The organism is Lactobacillus hominis DSM 23910 = CRBIP 24.179, assembly GCF_000296835.1.
GTDB classification, from domain to species: Bacteria; Bacillota; Bacilli; order Lactobacillales; family Lactobacillaceae; genus Lactobacillus; species Lactobacillus hominis.
In genome coordinates, this window is sequence record NZ_CAKE01000022.1 from 1 (window position 1) to 18787 (window position 18787).

The following is an 18787-nucleotide window of genomic DNA, read 5'->3' on the forward strand; positions in this document are numbered from 1 at the left end:
AATATCATCAAACAAAAAGAACCAAACAACTATTCTTTAGTTGCTTGATTCTTTTTCAAAACTATTCATCAACAGGATTTGACAAACAGCCTTTAATTTTTATACAACAAAAAAGATCCAGCCTTTCGACTGGATCTTTTAAATTATGCTGACTAAAGCGCAGAGGTTTTAGCCAACACCCTTGATATATCAATATTTTTAATAGGCACAATACTTGCAAAGTGCAAATAAAGTGCATTTTTAACTAACAATTCCAAAGTTGAGAATTTTCTTTATAAGATTCACGATTTTCCTTTACATAAGTTGAAAGAAAAACTTGAATAGTATTTCCCATTCTTTGGCAAGCATACATATTAGATATGCGATTATCATTACCTAATAAACTGCTTAAATAAACTCTCAAAGAATACAAAGCTAAAATTGAATCTTTCTGTTTTTCAATCCCTGCATTCTTACAAACAGCTTTTAATTTTTCATTTAAGCTCTTTTGTGTTACCGGTAATTGGTTATTTGAACTAATTGATTTATAATTATGTAAGTTCAGAAAGATGTATCCCGATGTATTTTTTAAACCATATTCATCGAGATACTTTTTTTGTTTAATCTGAAAATCTTTAATCAAATCAATTACTTCAATATTCTTAATTGGCAAACAATATCTATAAGCGCCTTTGGGTCTGTCTTTCAAAGAACCATTAGGCTTTTTTTCTTTTTCAGACCAGCTATCGTCAATTTTAAAAGTATAAGAGCCTTCATACTTTACTAGTTGATCAAACTTTAATACCTGTAACTCTTCTGGACGTAATCCAAGATAAGTATCAACAATTAAAGCGAGCCTAGACACAGAATTAGCAATCGTGGCTCCTTTATACTCTTTAAGTAATTCTTCCCTTAAAGCACTAACTTCATCTTTAGAAAATAAGTGCCACTTCCTACCAGTACTAAAATCAGACTGCTTAAAGAATAATTTTAGGTAACCTCTAGGAATTGGATTTACAGCAAGAACAGCCTTATCTATAAGGAAAGTAAAGAAAGTTCGAAAATGTGCTAAAGTTACATCTATTACGGTACTTTTCTTTACACTAGCCTTCGGATGATTATTAAGATACCAATGTCCAAAATCGTTAAAAAAATGCTGGTCAATATCTCTTAATTGAATATCTACCTTTCTTTCCTGCTCAAGGTATTCATTTAACAAAGTTAATGAATATTTCCAGCTTCGATTCGTTGTCGCAGTAATAGACTGTGCCTTTTTTTCAACAAACTTGGTGTACTCAATTAAAAGTTGAGATTCATCAGTGATACTTGGTAAACCATTCTTATAGCTCGCATATTTCACTTTCAAATCAATTTCAAGCTTCTGTGCTTCAAGCTTACTATCAGCTCTTCTTGTTACACTTTTACGCTTGCCATTGACCATTGGTTGAATTCGCACTAGCCAAAGGCCTTTATATTTGCCCTTTAGAATTTTTTTGATCATATTAAACCTCTTTTATAAAAAGAGAGCGGAATAATGATCTCTTACATTATCCGCCCTCTTAATTATTTTGTCCAAACTTTTTCTTGGTGATAACCTGCATCTTTTAACCAATCAACGACTTGATCAATCAAGTAAAAAGGTCTACCGCCTGGTAGTTGATGGTAGGGCATACCCGCTTTCCGAAATTTATACAATAGCGTTGTACTAATTCCTAAAGCCTCACATAATTCTTTACCAGTTAGATATTTGATCATTATTATTCTCCTTAAATTGTTTTATAAGCAATTTTGGGATAGAATCAAATTAGTCGAGATTCTAGTCAATGCTTTTGTCGCTATCAGCATGACTAGTATTTTTTTTGTGATTTTATCTTCCAAATTGCTTCTGCTATTTCTTCATCTTTAATTAGTTCATTTTTTAGATCACTATACGTATCCTCGGTTAACTTTAAAGAAACAATTCTTCTTTTCAATTGCTCAAACGAATCTACTACTTGATTTGAAATGTTACATTCAAAATAAAAACTAAGTGGATCATATGGTGTAGTGATATAAATTGAACGAGCATTGAGATAACGATCATGGTATCGTGCAGGCGCCATTTTATCAATTTCCCAAGGATCTAAAAGAGTAAGCAATTGACCATAGTCGTAATCGTTGGGTCTAAGGTCATTAATTACTATGAATTCCTGACCTTTGTACTCTTGAAAGTGATCACGTTGAGACCCAAGAATAATAAAATTGTTGGGATGTAATTCTTCTAAAACTTCACGAACAAGTTTTGTTTTTCCAATTCCAGAAGATCCCCAAATCCAATAAGTGGTACACTTTTGTCCTTTAAAGTCTTTTAAAAATCGTTGATGTTTTTTATAAGCTAAAATGTCTTCAATATGATCCAACAACGTTTTATGTTTTGCCATCTCAAGGACACCAATTTTTTCTTGAAGTTCTTCTTTGGTTAATTGTTCATTTGAATAATCATCAATAAAATTCTCTATGTCATGTCTTGACGGTTTATTAACTTTTTCCCTAATTTGTTTAATCCTTGTTACAAAGTCAAAAGATGCAACTACTTCACTAGGATCATAATGATGTTTATTTTTGGCATTAGTTGTCTCATGAATTAAGTAACTATATCCATTATTAATGGTATTGTGCCAAACTTCGACATATTGTTGTTGATCATTAAATAATTTAGCAATACGGGAAATTGTTTTTGCATCTTTAAATTTTAAAATCACATGAAAATGTGGTCTAATTGGTTCGCCTTTTTCGTTAACATCTTTGTCATGAAGAATATACGCCCATTGTTCGGCATTCGACTTTTCAAGTAGCTCTTTTAAGTCTTCCTGTTTGAATGGAAGGTGTTCAATGTCTTGGGTATACATGAATTGTCTGGCTCTTACAGCCTTTTTCATCTTTACCACTCTCCTTTTTTGCACAATTTACACAATCTTGTGTAGGGGCTGAATAACAAGCTCTCAGCCCAGAGCAATAGTGATTATGGATACTTTACACAACACATTTTACATAAAAGTGCGAGTGCCTTCGCTTACGCGTTATCCCTTGTCAGGGCACGCGTGCTACGGCACTCGCGTTCCTTTTATTTGGTTCCTTCGCTGATTAGATAATACCCTTGTCGTTCAAAACCTGTGAAAGAATAGTCAGGATTCTGACTAACAATTGATTCACGTAGTTTGTTTAGGTTGTCATCCAACAATTTAGCTGCAGCAATGTTGATTGGTAATCTAATACAAATGTATAATTTATTATCTCTATATTCGCCATAGCTTTGGTAAAGATAAGAATTATATGTTTGTGTGATCGCATTAATTTTTCTTTTGCCTGTAAATTCATTAATTTCTGCTGGAATTACCAACATATGTTGAATATCAAATGTCAGCAAAAGTGATTTAATATAGTTAATTAAACTTTTGTGAACAATTTGAATTGCTAAAATGAGTAAACAGATTCCAGCAATAATAGTATTTACGATTAATGATTGAGCAATTTTTACTTTCCAAAAGTAAAATAGTGCCCAATTAATGGAAGTCAAAATCAATGTGCCCAAAAACATCATAAAAGGTAAATATAACTTAATGTGACTGGGTTGATATTTATGATTTTCAATCATAAAATTCCTCCTTTGATATTGTACGTAGGTGTTAATAGAGGTAACACCTGAAATGGATGAGTATTGTCGGTTATTTGAAAAAGACCTGTACCTTTTCCCGTTGGTATTAATATCCCATCAGGATCAATATCAAAAAGAAATTGTGTTGTTTTCTTATTGATATTGCCCAACTGCAAGCATACATTTGCCTGCTCACGAACGGCGATGGGAATAGCATCATTGCTAAAACGCTGGCTAATCAAAAGCAGGTGCACCTTCGTTGCTCTACCAAGAAGAGATATCTGTGAGAGTAATGAGAAGAAAGTATCTTTTATTTTTTTTGGCAATCCATCAGTTAAAGCCAGCACTTCATCAATACAAACTGTTAAATGCTTGAAGTGATGATGTGGATCGATGTAAAGGATTCTTTGACGCACATATATCTCTTTAACGACATTAGCCAATAGTTCATTACATTGGTTAACAAAATCGCTATTTGACATTTCTTCGGTTGGAAAGATTGTTCTATCTTCTAAACCATAGACATGCGCCCAACGCGCTGGCACATCACATTTTGGATCGATTATATACAGGTCAGAAATATCTTTTAAATAAAGAACTGTAAGTAAATATGTCAGCGTGTAGGACTTACCTGAACCAGAATTTCCAGCAATCAAAATTGAAGTTACTTTGTCATAGTCGATAGATACATCTTGCATTATTTCAATGTCTTTATTAGGATTGGAAGCAAGGTATGCATTCATATCTGTAATTGTGAGTCTTCTACTAATGCCAGTCCACGGATAGTAGAAGGCTCTTTTATTTCCAAAGTCTTCTTCATTTGTTGCAACAAGATACATAGTTGACTGCTTTAGCAAAGATTTAAGCGGATACAATGCAGAATTGGCAATCTTATAAATCCGCTGATAAAGGTCATTATCAATGATGTAACTTGCAGGTAAATGAGGAATGAAAAGAAAGCCATCATTCAACACCTTGACTTTAAAGCTGTTCGTATAACTTGTTTCACCTGAAAGATCAAGTGACATATTGAGACATTGGGTAATATAACGAGCAGTTTCACTACTTGACATTATTTCATCACCTCAAGCCCGTTAGCTTTGAAGTATACGTTATTCCCAACCTCACAAGCTTCGAGATTTTGAAATTTAATTTTGGTAAACATAGATGGTAGGCTAACCTTATTAGGAAATTTAACCTTAAATGGTTCTGTTCCTTCAGCAATAAACCAGCATTGATAACCCGTTACTTCATCTGTAGGTTTTCCATTGACCCATTTAACTTGAGTATCTAAATTAATAGATAATGAGTAAGTTGAGACGTCACTTGGAATGTACATTTTGGCTAGTGCTTCTGAGTAGCCACTTGTTCGTTTGATTTTCATTTTTTGAAAATCCTCCTTAATTAAAATTTATTTTGAAGATTTCTTTAATCTTCACTGTTTACTATAAAGTGTATGATGATAAAATACACGTACAGCTTTATGTTCATAACTTTTGACGGTGAAAGAAGATATTATTATGCCCAAACCTAAATATCCTATTCCTAATAACAATTTTCCTAGATTTATTAATGAATATTTAAGTGGTCATTCAGACTCACAAAATGACTTTGCGCGCAAAATAAATAAGCTAGTTCCAAAGAAACTAGCTATACCAATAGATAAGTCTGAAATGAAAAGCGGAAATTCCAATATTTTTAGTTGGAAAAAAGGAAACAGACCCAAAGAACCCGTTATTAGAGAGGCTTTATGTAAGATTTGTGCAATTGATTATATTGAAACTCTTTTTCTTATTCCAGCTAATGCTACTGAATATTTAATGAAAGTTTATAACTATATAAAGACTTTCATTGAAGACTTTGATATTGGTGAAACGGAAATTTCGTTAAATATGTACAATATAGGTTTTATAATATCTAGTAATACTCGTGCAAAAAAATATTTGAATTTGAATTATTTAATAAATTTAATAATTCGTGCCGAAGAGGATAGAAAAGACATCTTTAATAATGTTGCCTTAAAAAAGTTCTGTGATGATGGATTTAATGAAAATGACTATAGTATATTGTTTGAACCGCAACCACCATTTACTTTTTTTGAGTTCTCTAATTCTAATCTTCATATGATAAACGAAAAAAATAACTCGTATTTATATCCACCAAGTTGTATGTTTTCTAAACTGAGTGAAAGCTTTAATAATTTACAGCCAGATTTAGAATTTATGCTTAGCGATGATGATTGGAACACAGATAACTATAATTATAATTACTTTAGAATGTGTCTTTTTAATGATACGTCAGATGAAAATATATTATGTTTTAATACAGCAATCAATTTGCTAATTGAGTGGATAGAAAAACTGGATAAATTTTATTTAAATGAGTTAGCTAAAATGGGAATAGATGAAGATAATACTTTTTACAAAAGATCAGCTGAAACTATGCTTGAGAATAATGATTTTTTCGGTAAAAGAAAATAATTAATAATCTTAAATATGAAAATACAAAAGACTATTTACTTCAGAGTATTAAAAATAATATTTTTATTGACACCGATTGGGCAGGTACATTACGTATTTTTTTAAGCATTAGGTAAATAAAAAATTTAAAAATACAAGATATTGATTATTTGCTCATTATCACCCTGATCATATGAATTTATGATCAAAGTATTCAATTAGTGACCGTTAAAATATTACTAATGTCAGTAGACGGAAATTATTTATTTTTTAAATAAAATAAAACCAAGTTGAAAATCAACTTGGTTTTTTGGCTTAATTATTAAGATTTTCTAGAGCTACTTATGAATTAATAGCTAAATTTACCAGCATACTGGTAAATGCTACATACAATGTAGTTCTATTACTAACCTCTTTAGTAAAGTTTATTAATATAAAATACGTTCTATCTCGATTTTTCGAACAAAACAACCCATTTTGTAAAAATATTAATTACAATCTTATTTATTAAGTTGAGCAAATAATTCTTTCAAATCATCATCCTTAATAAAGTAGTACGCCATTTTCCCTCTTTTTTCACGACCTAAAATATTCTCGTCGTAAAGCTTTCTTAAATGGTGTGAAGCAGTAGCAATACTACAATCCAAAATATATGCAATATCACAAACACAGAGTGATTCTTGTGCAATCAATGAAAAAACGATTTTTAATTTCTTTTCATCAGAAATCTTAGATAATGCATAAAAGTATTTCTTTATATTTGGTTTGCCAAGAAAGTCTGAAACTTTTATCACTTTATCTGTTTCTACTAATGTTTGGTCACAAGTGATATCAGCTTTATCTAAAACGTCCATAAGTTTACCTCACTCATTATTTGAATAAGTTAATTATAAATTGAATTGATCCATTTTCAATTAAAACAGAACCGCCAATAAAAATATAGACGAATCCTATGAACCAACGACTATATTTTTCAAGAACCGCACCTATAGTAGGAACATTAGCCATCTTTTGAGCAACAAAAACTAACAAGAAAATCATTATCAAAAATACAATCAAGGTTATCACTAAATTCAATGGTGTCAAACTAATGAAGTAAGGTACAAATAGTCCAATATTATCAGCCCCACAACTTACGATAGTAATGAACATAAGAGTTCTTATTAAATTCATTTTATTATTACTATTCAGTTCCTTATTGGCCATCTTTTCACCATCGGAGTCACCAAAAATTAAAGCCTTTAATCCTAAAAATATAGGGATTATTCCAAGTAGTCCTAATAACCGCTTATCAGGAACATAATGCAATATAAAAGCAAAGAATAAACTAACTAGTATTAGAACATCAGATCCAAGGAATTGTCCTATATAAATGTCTCTAATACCTTTTTTGTCTTTAATTTTGGCAAAGAAGAGCATCAAAATTATTAATAAATCTATAGCGGTACTACTATATGTGATTGCACTGGTAATAATAGTTTTTAACATTTTATTTCGATTTCCTCCAAATAACATTCAAATCTACATTTGAATGTTATTTTGGAATATTTGAATCTAAATGTCAAGACATCTTTATTTTTTTCTTTAAAAAGTAAAAAGATCATGGTCTACATGACCATGATCTTTATCATTACATTATTCCGCTCTTAACACCGTGTGCAAAAATTGCACTTTAAAAATTTAACTGCGTGCACTTAGTGTGCATCATTTTTCTTTACGCAAAAAAATTAACCTCAACTTACCTTCGTAAAACGTCGATAAATCAAGGTTAATCAATCTAAATGAATCTTTATAATGCTGACTAAAGGATTCGAACCTTCGACCTCATCATTACTAATGACGTGCTCTGCCAACTGAGCTAAGTCAGCATCAACACATAATAGTATATCAGATGCGGTCAAAAAAGCAAGCATAAATTTTTATTCTTTATTTACAACGGTAATTCTTTCTTTGCTGTGCTCTGGATACAAGATTTCATTAACAACTAACTTAGCCATTGTGCCGTTAGTTACCTTGGATTCGCCATTTTCATCATAAAGTAATTCATCGCCACCTACTTCATAAGCAGTCGCAGGACCTGCTTCGTAAGTTAATGATGGGGAAATTCCTAGCCAATCAACGTCATCGACGCCGTTTAAGTAGTCTAGCTCTTTAAGTTGTTGCTCTGGAACATTGATCCAGTCTTTAGCGCCCGGCATTTGTGCGATGTCTTTAACAACTAAGTGGTGATCTTCACCGGTGCGCAGACTGCCTGCACCTAAAATAAAGATCACTCTAATCTTATTTTTACGCGCTAAGTCGATCAACTTTCTAGCTAAAACTAATTGATCGCCTGCTTGAGCAGGAATTGTGCCGAATGCATCGACAATTACGTCAAAGTTTTTAAACATGCTGTCGTTCATCGTCAACACGTTGCCAATAACTAAATTTGCATCGTCGCCTAATACGCGGTGAGCCTTGGCTTCATTTCTAACAATTCCAGTAACTTGTAAAGTAGGATTTTGTGATGCTAATTTATAAATTGCACTTTCAGCCATGCCAGAAGCGCCGATAATTCCAACCTTTGTCATATGCGTAGTCCTTTCTATTTTAAAATAGATTACTTCTCTTTTAGCATAGCATCTTTTAAGAAAAACTCGTCCTTTAACGCACTATTAGATTGACTTTTTCTTGTTTTGTGCACCGTTTTTCAATAAAATCTAAAGTTAACAGCTATTATTTATAAAAAGGAGTCCGCCATGAAAGCAATTCTTACTGTATTAGGCAAAGACAAAGTTGGTATCGTAGCCAGCGTTAGTCAAGTTTTAGCCGAAAATGACATTAACATTTTAGACGTTTCGCAAACTATCATGGACGATAATTTCGTCATGATGATGATGGTTAATGTCCCTAAAGATAAAGATTTTGCTGATTTAAGCGCCAAATTTACTGACTTAGGTAAAGACTTAGACGTTGAAATTAACTTGCGTAACGAAGAATTATACGACGCAATGCACCAACTTTAAGGAGAAAGTAAATGGACGCAAATCAAATCTATGAAACAAGCCAGATGCTATCTAGCGAAAACTTAGATATTCGTACAATCACGATGGGAATTTCTCTGCTTGACTGTATCGACAGCGATAGCGACCGCGCTTGTCAAAAAATCTACGATAAAATCACTACTAAGGCTCGCGACTTAGTAAAAGTTGGCGAGCAAATTGAACAAGAATATGGCATCCCAATTGCTAACAAACGCGTTACTGTAACGCCGATTTCTTTAATTGCCGCTGCAAGTGACGATAAAGACTACGTTAAATATGCCAAAACTTTAGATCGAGCAGCCAAAGAATTAGGCATCGACTTTATCGGTGGCTTTTCAGCGCTAGTTGATAAAGGCTACCAAAACGGAGACCGCATCTTAATCAACTCACTTGCTCAAGCATTAAGCGAAACTAACTACGTTTGCGCCAGCGTTAATGTCGGCTCTACCAAAAGCGGCATCAACATGGACGCAGTTAAGCAAATGGGCGATGTGATTGTCCAAGCTTCTAAACTCGACATGATGGCTAATGCTAAGTTAGTCGTCTTTTGTAATGCAGTTCAGGATAATCCGTTTATGGCCGGTGGTTTTCATGGCGTTAGCGAACCAGATGTTGTCATTAATGCTGGTGTTTCTGGACCTGGCGTAATTAAAGCTGCTCTTGAAAAAGTTAAGGGGCAACCAATGGACGTTGTCGCCGAAACAATTAAGCAGACAGCTTTCAAAGTAACGCGTATGGGGCAATTAGTTGGTAGCGTTGCCGCTGATAAACTCGGTGTGCCTTTTGGCATTGTTGACTTGTCACTTGCTCCTACTGCTGCACCTGGCGATTCAGTTGCCGAAGTTTTAGAAGAAATCGGCGTTTCGCAAGTCGGCACTCACGGAACCACTGCTGCTTTAGCAATGCTTAATGACGCAGTTAAAAAAGGCGGGATCATGGCATGTAGCCACGTAGGTGGACTTTCTGGTGCCTTCATACCTGTCTCTGAAGATGCAGGTATGATTAGTGCTGCTGAAAATGGAACGCTTAACATCTCCAAATTAGAGGCCATGACGGCTGTTTGTTCAGTTGGTTTAGACATGATTGCCATCCCTGGCGATACGCCTAAAGAAACAATCAGTGCAATGATTGCGGACGAAGCAGCTATCGGTATGGTTAATAGTAAAACTACCGCTGTTCGCGTAATTCCAGTTCCTGGTAGAGGCGTTGGCGAAGACGTTGAATTTGGTGGCTTGCTCGGTCATGCACCAATCATGGCTGTTAACCCAGCTCCAAGCGATCGTTTAATCAACCGTGGCGGTTTAATTCCAGCTCCAATTCACAGTTTTAAGAATTAATTTAATTGCATGAAAAAAACGCTAGAGGAAATTTAATCCTCTAGCGTCTTTTATTTACTCACAGTTTTAGTTATTAACTAGGAAAGTAAGAAATTAATCATTCTTTCTCTTCTTAGTGCCAGCTAAACCAATTAAACCTGCAAGACTTGCTACGGCTAAGCCGATCACGCCAGCATTGTTTTCACGTGCACCAGTTTGTGGTAATTCTTTACGTGAAGCATTGCTGTTGCTCTTTGCATTATCAGCATTGCGTGAAGCATTAGCATTTGCATTTTGACCATTTACGCCTGCTAAGCCGTTTGCATTAACGCTACCAACCTTGATTGCGTTAATTGCAGCTAAGCCCTTAGCTAATGCAGCATCTACGCCTGAATCACTAGTAGCAGCACCAATATTAGCTTTAGCATCACGAGCTGATTTTGATACTAAATCTCTTAGGTGTTCTTTTTGTGAAGCAGATAAGTTAGCGCGATTGATTTCTTCGTTCTTAGCATTGGCAGCCTTATCAATTTCAGTAATTGCTGAATCTTTCTTATCGCTAAGTGATGGAATAGTGATCGCATTAATTGCGGCGATACCGTTGTTCTTAGCAAGTTCAACAGCTTGCTCATCTCTTGCATTACTAATGTTAGCTTTAGCAGTGTTTGCGGCATCAGTTGCATCAGTAATTAATGCAGCTTTTTCGCTATCGCTTAAGTGGGATGCATTGTTGATTTCGTTAACCTTGTTAGCTAATGCTTGGTCAATTGCTTGAGTTGCTGAATCCTTAGCATTGTTCAAAGCAGCTTGGTCGTTAGTATCATTGCCCGCATTACCTGAATCGCCAGTTGTATCGGCTGGAACAACTACTTTAGCAATTGCATCAAGACCATTTTGCTTTGCGCTAGAAACTTGATCATTAGTTGTAGCAGCAGTAATTGCACCAATTGCGTCGTTAGCGGCCTTATTAGCAGCTTCAGTCAAGCTATCTCTTTGAGCTTGTGGTAAGTAAGTTGCATTGTTAATTTCATTAAGTTTGCTATTTAAAGCACTCTTAATTTCATCAACAGCACTATCTTTAGCTTCAGCTAGACTTGGAACCTTAACATTATTAATTGCATCTAAGCCTTGAGTTTCAGCATCCTTAACACCATCGTTAGTTGTTGCATTCTTGATATTTTCTTTAGCAGTTTCGGCTGCTTTATTTACTTTATCAATTAAGTCTTGCTTAGCCTTATCGCTCAAGTTAGAAGCTTTATTAATCTCATCAGTCTTAGATTTTACAGCATTATCAATGGCATCATTAGCATTTCGTTTTGCACTATCTAAGGTTGGGATGAACAAGTTGGTGATTTGATCAATTGCATTGTCACGAGCAGTCTTAACAGCATCATTAGTTGTAGTTGCTGGATCGTTGATCTTGGCAATTGCATCATCGGCAATCTTGTTTACTTGATCAGTTAAGTTCTTTTGCTCTTCAGGACTTAAGTTAGTTGCATCAGCAATTTGCTTATTCTTAGCTTCTTGAACTTGCTTGATGGCATTGATTGCGTTTTGTTTAACTTCATCAAGACTTGGAACAGGTACATTAGCAATTGCTTCAATACCCTTGTTTTGGGCATTGGTTACAGCATCGTTAGTGGTTGCCTTAGCGATATTGTCCTTGGCAGTATTAGCCTCATCAGTAGCCTTCTTAATCAAATCTTGCTTCTCATCTTGTGACAAGTTAGAAGCATTGTTAATTTCATTAGTCTTATTAGTTAATGCATTATCGATAGCATCAGTTGCAGCCTTCTTTGCATCATCTAAGTTAGTGAAGTTAACGCCCCTGATTGCTTCGACACCATCCTCTTCTGCCTTCTTAACATCATCGTTAGTGGTTGCCTTAGCGATATTGTCCTTAGCAGTATTAGCCTCATCAGTAGCCTTCTTAATCAAATCTTGCTTCTCATCTTGTGACAAGTTAGAAGCATTGTTAATTTCGTTAGTCTTAGACTTCAATGCATCATCAATTGCTTGGTTAGCATCCTTCTTAGCATTATCAAGACTAGGAATCTTTACATCTTCAATCTTCTTAACACCTGTATCAGCTGCTTGCTTGGCTTCATCATTGGTCTTAGCATTGTTAACGTTGTTAATTGCATCAGTAGCAGCCTTAGTAGCATCATTAATTAATTGTTGCTTTTCATCATTTGACAAGTTAGAAGCATTGTTAATTTCATCTTTCTTCTTATCTAAAGCCTTATTGATTAAGTCAGTACTTTCTTTCTTAACATCAGATAAGCCTGGAACAGTTACATCGGCAATTGCCTTTTCACCATTAGTTTGAGCAGTTTCAACATCTTGAGTAGTAGTTGCTTTGTTTATGTTGTCGTGAGCCTTGTTTGCGGCATCAGTAGCTTGCTTAATGAAATCTTGCTTTTCTTGATCAGTTATGTTAGTAGCATTATTGATTTCGGCTTCTTTGTTCTTCAAAGCCTCATCAATTGCCTTATTTGCGGCATCCTTAACTGGAGAAGTAGTTGGCACATTAATCTTGTCAATAGCATTTACGCCATCTTCTTGTGCCTTAGTTACTGCTTCTGGAGTTGTTGCGTTAGCAATGTTTTGTTTTGCATTATTAGCTGCGTCATTAACTAAATCAGTGTAAGTCTTCTTTTCCTCATCAGTTAATGGATCCTTAATTTCTTTAAGTTTTCCAGCTGCTTCGTTATCAATTGCGGCATTTGCTACTGTCTTATCAATACCAAGTTGCCCAGCATCAGTGGCCTTCTTAACATCATCATTGGTTTTAGCATTGTCAATGGCATCTTGAGCATTTTTAGCGTCGGTATCAATTTGATTCTTGGCTGCTTGCTTTTGATCATCGGTTAAGTTGCTGTCTTGATCGATAGCATCCTTAGCATCTTGAACTTGCTTATCAAGGTTTTCTTTGGCCTTGTCTTTTTCTGGTGAAGTTGTTGGAACTTGAATACCTTTAATTGCATCAACGCCATTCTTTTGAGCAGTAGTTACCTCTGCTGGAGTAGTTGCGCTATTAATGTTATCCTTTGCATTCTTCACTTCGTTAGCTACTTGATTACGCCACTTGTTTTGTTCATCAGTAGTTAATGGAGAACCAGCAATTTCTTTGTTCTTGCCAGCTGCTTCGTTATCAATTGCGGCATTTGCTACTGTCTTGTCGATAGCAAGCTTACCAGCATCGATTGCATTGTTGACATCAGTATCATTCTTAGCAGCATCGATTGCCTTTTGAGCATTCTTGGCGTCGTTATCGATTTGATCCTTAGCTGCTTGCTTTTGATCATCGGTTAAGTTGCTGTCTTGATCAATTTCCTTCTTAGCATCATCAGCTGCTTTATTGATGTTGTCTTTTGCTTCTTCTTTTTGAGTTGAAGTTGATGGAACTTTAATATCATCGATCGCAGCAACACCAGCGTTTTGTGCATCTTTTACTGTTTGTTCAGTATTAGCGGCAGAAATTTCACCCTTAGCATTCTTTACTGCTTGAGCTACTTGATCTTTAATGCCGTTCTTTTCTTCAGCAGTTAATGAAGATCCATCGATGGCTTTATTTTTGCCAGCAGCAGCATTGTCAATAGCAGCATTGGCGACAGTCTTGTCGATAGTAACTTTACCGGCAGTTGCAGCAGAAGTTACTGCGTCGTTAGTAGCAGCCTTATTGATAGCTTCTTTTGCAGCGCTAGCATCTTGATCTACTTGAGCTTTAGCTGCATTTCTTTCGTCTTCAGTTAAGTTAGTATCTTGATCGATTGCCTTCTTAGCTGCATCAACAGCAGTAGTTAAATCAGCAGTAGCTTTTTCCTTAGCATCCTTAACATTAGTTGTAGCACTAGTAGTTAAAGCCCTCTGTGCGTCTGTAATTGCCTTAGTTGCTCTATCAACATCGGCTTGAGTCAATGGAGATGGTGCTGTAGTTGGATCCAATAATTGTTGACCTGCTTTTACTGCATCATCGTATTGCTTTTGAACATCAGCACTAGCATCTTTGTAGTCATTGCCTGCTTTCACAGTATCAGCATTATTAACTGCTGCTGTAAGCTTGCTGGTGTCAGTTGCCTTACCATCTAATGCGTTCTTTGCTTCATTAATCTTATTCAATGCAGTTGTTAAGCTTTCAACTGTTGGATTTTGAGCGTTTAATGCATCAGTACCAGCACTAATTGCTGTGTCATATGCTTGTTGCTTAGCAGAATCGGCATTGTAGTATGCTGGGGTCTTTTCTGTAGTTGACTTGGCATATACTGCTTGTTGCAATGCATCTTTGGCATTTTGTAATGCTGAGCTATTGTCTAATGCTGTCTTTGCATTAGTTAATGCTGTGTTTGCTTCATTTACTGCTTGTTGTGTTGCATTTGGATCTGCTAATACTTGGTTAGCTTTATCAAGTGCATCAGTGTAATCTTGCTTAGCTTGAGCATCAGCATTGCTCTTATCAAGATCTACTGCATTATCTACACTATTTTGTAAAGTGGTTTTATTTGTTGGGTCTCCGTCTAACGCGCCTTTTGCAGCATTAATATTATCCAATGCTGTCTTTATTTGATCTGCTGTAGCACTTGGATTATCTAATACTTTTTGACCTTCTGATACAGCATTCTTATAGTCATTTTGTGCTTTTTCAGTGCCGTTATAGTACTTAGAAGAAGTCTTTTCAACTGTTGGTGCTTCTTTTACTGCATCTTCAAGAGTAGCCCGGTTAGCAGCTTCTGTCTTAGCATCTCCGTTCAATTTGCCATTGGCAGTATTAAGATCTTTTAATGCTTGAGTTACTTGAGCCTGAGTTGCATTCTTGTCGTCCAAAACGCTTTGAGCCGCTGTTACTGCATTGTCGTATGCTGTCTTTGCATTTTGATCAGCATTAGTGTAGTTATTGCTGTTCTTGATGTCTTTAGATTTATTAACTGCATCTTGAAGGGCATCTTTATTTGTTGGTTGACCATCTAATGCAGCCTTTGCATTAGTAATTGCATCTAATGCATTCTTGACTTCTGCTGGAGTTGCATTGCTTTTATCTAAAACTGCTTGTCCATCAGTAATTGCCTTATTGTATGCATCTTGAACTTTGCTACCTCCGTTATAGTATGCTGGAGTATTTCTTACATTCGGTGCGTCCTCCACTGCATCTTCAAGAGCTTGCCTGTTAGCGGCATCTGTCTTGGCATCTCCGTTCAATTTGCCATTGGCAGTATTTAGATCTTGCAATGCTTGATTTACTTGAGCCTGAGTTGCATTCTTGTTGTCCAAAACGCTTTGAGCCGCTGTTACGGCATCATCATATGCTGTCTTTGCTGCTGGATCGGCATTAGTGTAGTTGTTGCTGTTCTTAACGTCTTTAGATTCATCAACTGCATTTTGAAGATCTTGCTTATTGGTTGGTTGGCCATCTAATGCATTTTTAGCATTGTTAATATTCTTTAAGGCAGCTGTTAAGCTATCAACTGTAGCATTCGAATCATTTAATGCAGTACTACCGGCAGCAACTGCATTGGTATATGCTTTTTGCTTAGTAGTGTCTGCATTGTAATAAGTTGCAGAAGTCTTTTCAAAGTCTGAAGCTGCATCAACAGCATCTTGAAGATCTTGTTTTACCTTGTTGAGATCACCGTTTAAAGCAGTCTTAGCATTGACGATGGCATTAGCTGCAGCTTCAAGTTGTTCTGAAGTAGCACTGGAATCTTGAAGAAGAGTAGAACCAGCACTAATTGCACGTGTATAAGCAGTCTTAAGATTGTCAGTAGCATTAATGTAGTTAGAGCCTTTTTCAACATTAGGAGCTTCATCAACTAACTTTTGTAATTGATCACGGTAAGAACTAGTCATCCAGTCAGAAACAGTCTTAGTATCCGTATCACTAGTTACAAAGTCCTTAGCTGCATAAAGTGAAACTTGGTCGTTATCGTTTAACTTACCTAAGTTAACGCTAAATTTACCATCTGCTCCTGTTTCAGCAGTGTAAGGAACTTGAGAAGAAGTTGGATCTCCAGTTTCGCCAACGGTATAAAGAGTTTGTTCACCAGAAGTAGGAACTTGCTTAACTGTACCATTTACAGAAATGTACACGTAAGCACCAGTATCAGCAGCAGTATTTGCATTACCACTCATAATATAATTTCCATCAGCATCTTTAGTAAATGTGATATCTTTTAAGTCAACTTCTTGACCAGCAGCAATCAAGTTAATCTTATTTTTAGCATTATTTTCAGCAGTTCTAGTTGCTGTAGTTGTAGCTTCATCATAACTAGTGACTTTAGTAACAGTTGGAGTACCATTTGCTGCATAAGTAATGTCGATTTCGCCGATTGGCTGACCATCAGCTGAGGTCTTTACACCCTTAAATTGAACTTTACCGTTCTTGATTGCAGTGGCACCATCTGGCATTGAAATGTTAAATAATTCTGGTTGAGTTGAAGTGAAAGTGCTACCACTACCAAGTGATACACCAGTAGCCTTTGCGCCATCACCAGTTACATCAAAAGTACCATGGTGATTAATGGCGATTGTTGACTTACCATTCGATGAAACAATTGGGCCTGTGTAGCTATCGCCCATATTAGTAGCATCAATCTTAAATGATCCACCGTTGACATTAATTGCTGCAGTACCATTGATATATACAGGAACATAATCTGCGCGTTTGTTATAGCTAGATTGTCCATCAGAAGTAATATTCAAATTACCATTGACATTAATCGTAGCACCCGATTTTAAGTAAAGGGCACCTGAAAGATCTTGATCACTAGACTTTTTATTTAAATTAATATTTAAGTTGGCATTCTTATCGATAGTTAAATTAGTAGAACCTATTGAAGCAATTGCACGAGCAACTATACCTGAATCCATTCCATTTAAAAGTTCTGGTTTACCCTTTGAATGAGGATTTAACTTTACATTAGCACCATTTTTAACTTCAATGTTTGTAGTTCCACCATCAATTTCAAGAACATTGGAGTTAGTAGTAGTAAGAGTTACATTACTACCTTCATCAAAGATAATCTTATTATTTCCACCTTCAAATTGAAGAATTTGCTGATTATTGCCACCTTGGCTAGAACGAGTTTTGCCATCCAACGGACTAGTATATGACCCTACCGCAGTCGCATTAACAGTATTCTTAAATGTAACCGTAGAGTTAATACTTGGTTTTGTATAAACAAGTTGAGAGCCAGTGAAGTCAACATTATCGAAGGTATAGCCACCAGCGTTGTAAACTACACCCCAATAAGTACGACTGTAAATATTAAGATCCTTAAACGTTACACTGTTTTGGCTGCTCATGTTAAAGCAATAACCTGAAAAATCAATTGTGTGTTTTGTTCCTGAAGTGGCAGATTGAATAGTAAAATCACGATTTTTTATAGAAGGAACATAGTTATACTCCTTATCAGTTATAGTTCCCAAATTAATATCATTTGCAACATTAATTGTCGCTACATTTTCCTTTTGAATGGCATTAATTAAGCCCTGCGCATCAGTAACTGTAACTGAGTTTTCATCTTGAACTGCTGCTTTAGCTTTACTTTCTCCTAACGTTTTAGATAACGTATCCTTGTCAGCTGAAGCCTTAGCTTTTTCCACAATTAATTTAAGAGTTGCTGCGTTACTATTCTTATTTTCAGACTTTTCGTCTTTTTTATCAGCTGCCTGTTCATTAGCAGAATTCTTTGCAGGTGTCTTTGCTTTGTTACTGTCACCATTATCTGGTGCAGTGTTAGTACTATCAACAGAAGTTGTAGAAGATACCTCTGCATTTTCATTATTTGAAGCACTTTGAACTGAAGCCTTTGGAGCTTTTTCTTCACTCGCAGTTTCATTTACTTGTGCAGTATCCTTTACTTCAGATTCAGTTTTTACATTAATTTTCTTCGTAGTTTTGCCTACATTAGTATCTTGACCAGTAGCTTCTTGTTGACCATCATTAGTCGCAGCAGAAACTGATTGACCACCAGCCATAAAACTTAAACCAATTAAAACGGATGCGGCACCGATACTAAATTTCCTAATGGAGAATCGTTGCTTTTCATCACGCATTTTTTCTTCTAGCATCTTCTTATTATTTTTTGATACCATACAATCCTCTCCTAACAAAAATAGCCCAGGCCTGATCAATTTATTTTTATTGTATACGTAATACAATGACAACAAGTAAAGATCTAGTCTAAGCAAAATGTTTTTCTTTAACCTAGATTTACGAGTAAATTTCTCGTTTAATTCTACATTTATATAATAACATCTTTGCTTCCAATAAACATCCACAAATAAGTTATTAAAAAGTAAAATTACATATCAATAGTTTCACGTGTAACAATAATATTTACATAAAAATTGTCACTTATTCAATTACTCTTTACATTA

Annotated in this window: 13 protein-coding genes and 1 tRNA gene; 3 read left to right on the forward strand and 11 right to left on the reverse strand. The window is 35.4% G+C overall.

Annotated elements, in window-relative coordinates; translation table 11 throughout:
• Nucleotides 1-244: 244 nt before the first annotated feature.
• The 6 genes from BN55_RS07235 to BN55_RS07260 form a co-directional block, all read right to left on the reverse strand.
• Nucleotides 245-1480, reverse strand: a complete 1236-nt coding sequence (locus tag BN55_RS07235) for a phage integrase SAM-like domain-containing protein (RefSeq protein WP_008471398.1) — start codon at nt 1478-1480, stop codon at nt 245-247.
• Nucleotides 1481-1542: 62 nt separating this feature from the next.
• The gene (locus tag BN55_RS07240; RefSeq protein ID WP_008471399.1) at nt 1543-1734 is read right to left on the reverse strand and encodes a helix-turn-helix transcriptional regulator; all 192 of its coding nucleotides are present in this window, start codon (nt 1732-1734) and stop codon (nt 1543-1545) included.
• Between the two features lie 92 nt (nt 1735-1826).
• Nucleotides 1827-2897 (reverse strand): Rep family protein, encoded by a 1071-nt coding sequence (locus tag BN55_RS07245; RefSeq protein ID WP_008471401.1) that lies wholly within the window; start codon nt 2895-2897, stop codon nt 1827-1829.
• 185 nt (nt 2898-3082) lie between these two features.
• Complete coding sequence (locus tag BN55_RS07250) at nt 3083-3613, reverse strand: hypothetical protein (protein WP_008471403.1); 531 nt, start codon at nt 3611-3613, stop codon at nt 3083-3085.
• Nucleotides 3610-4686, reverse strand: a complete 1077-nt coding sequence (locus tag BN55_RS07255; protein ID WP_008471404.1) for a helicase HerA domain-containing protein — start codon at nt 4684-4686, stop codon at nt 3610-3612. Before BN55_RS07255 ends, BN55_RS07250 begins: the two co-directional genes overlap by 4 nt.
• Nucleotides 4686-4997, reverse strand: coding sequence for a hypothetical protein (locus BN55_RS07260; protein ID WP_008471405.1), 312 nt, complete (start codon nt 4995-4997; stop codon nt 4686-4688). The genes BN55_RS07255 and BN55_RS07260 overlap by 1 nt, the downstream gene beginning before the upstream one ends.
• 136 nt (nt 4998-5133) lie before the next feature.
• On the opposite strand from BN55_RS07260, the gene BN55_RS07265 reads away from it, so the two are divergent.
• Nucleotides 5134-6093: a hypothetical protein gene (locus BN55_RS07265; protein ID WP_008471406.1), complete on the forward strand. Its 960-nt coding sequence runs from the start codon at nt 5134-5136 to the stop codon at nt 6091-6093.
• Nucleotides 6094-6572: 479 nt separating this feature from the next.
• Here BN55_RS07265 and BN55_RS07270 read toward each other — a convergent pair whose 3' ends face one another.
• The 4 genes from BN55_RS07270 to BN55_RS07285 form a co-directional block, all read right to left on the reverse strand.
• A complete protein-coding gene (locus BN55_RS07270; protein WP_004039861.1) occupies nt 6573-6926 on the reverse strand; it encodes an ArsR/SmtB family transcription factor in 354 nt (117 codons plus the stop codon).
• A 16-nt stretch (nt 6927-6942) separates the two neighbouring features.
• Nucleotides 6943-7560, reverse strand: coding sequence for a CadD family cadmium resistance transporter (locus BN55_RS07275; RefSeq protein ID WP_008471408.1), 618 nt, complete (start codon nt 7558-7560; stop codon nt 6943-6945).
• A gap of 307 nt (nt 7561-7867) precedes the next feature.
• A tRNA-Thr gene (locus tag BN55_RS07280) sits at nt 7868-7940 on the reverse strand.
• Between the two features lie 51 nt (nt 7941-7991).
• Nucleotides 7992-8642: an NAD(P)-dependent oxidoreductase gene (locus tag BN55_RS07285; protein ID WP_008471410.1), complete on the reverse strand. Its 651-nt coding sequence runs from the start codon at nt 8640-8642 to the stop codon at nt 7992-7994.
• Between the two features lie 168 nt (nt 8643-8810).
• Between BN55_RS07285 and BN55_RS07290 the strand changes: the two genes are divergently transcribed.
• Both BN55_RS07290 and BN55_RS07295 read left to right on the forward strand, forming a co-directional pair.
• The gene (locus tag BN55_RS07290; RefSeq protein ID WP_008471411.1) at nt 8811-9077 is read left to right on the forward strand and encodes an ACT domain-containing protein; all 267 of its coding nucleotides are present in this window, start codon (nt 8811-8813) and stop codon (nt 9075-9077) included.
• 11 nt (nt 9078-9088) lie between these two features.
• Nucleotides 9089-10432, forward strand: coding sequence for a PFL family protein (locus BN55_RS07295; protein ID WP_008471412.1), 1344 nt, complete (start codon nt 9089-9091; stop codon nt 10430-10432).
• Nucleotides 10433-10525: 93 nt separating this feature from the next.
• On the opposite strand, the gene BN55_RS10035 is transcribed toward BN55_RS07295, so the two are convergent.
• A complete protein-coding gene (locus BN55_RS10035) occupies nt 10526-18502 on the reverse strand; it encodes a DUF1542 domain-containing protein (RefSeq protein WP_008471414.1) in 7977 nt (2658 codons plus the stop codon).
• Between the last annotated feature and the right edge of the window lie 285 nt (nt 18503-18787).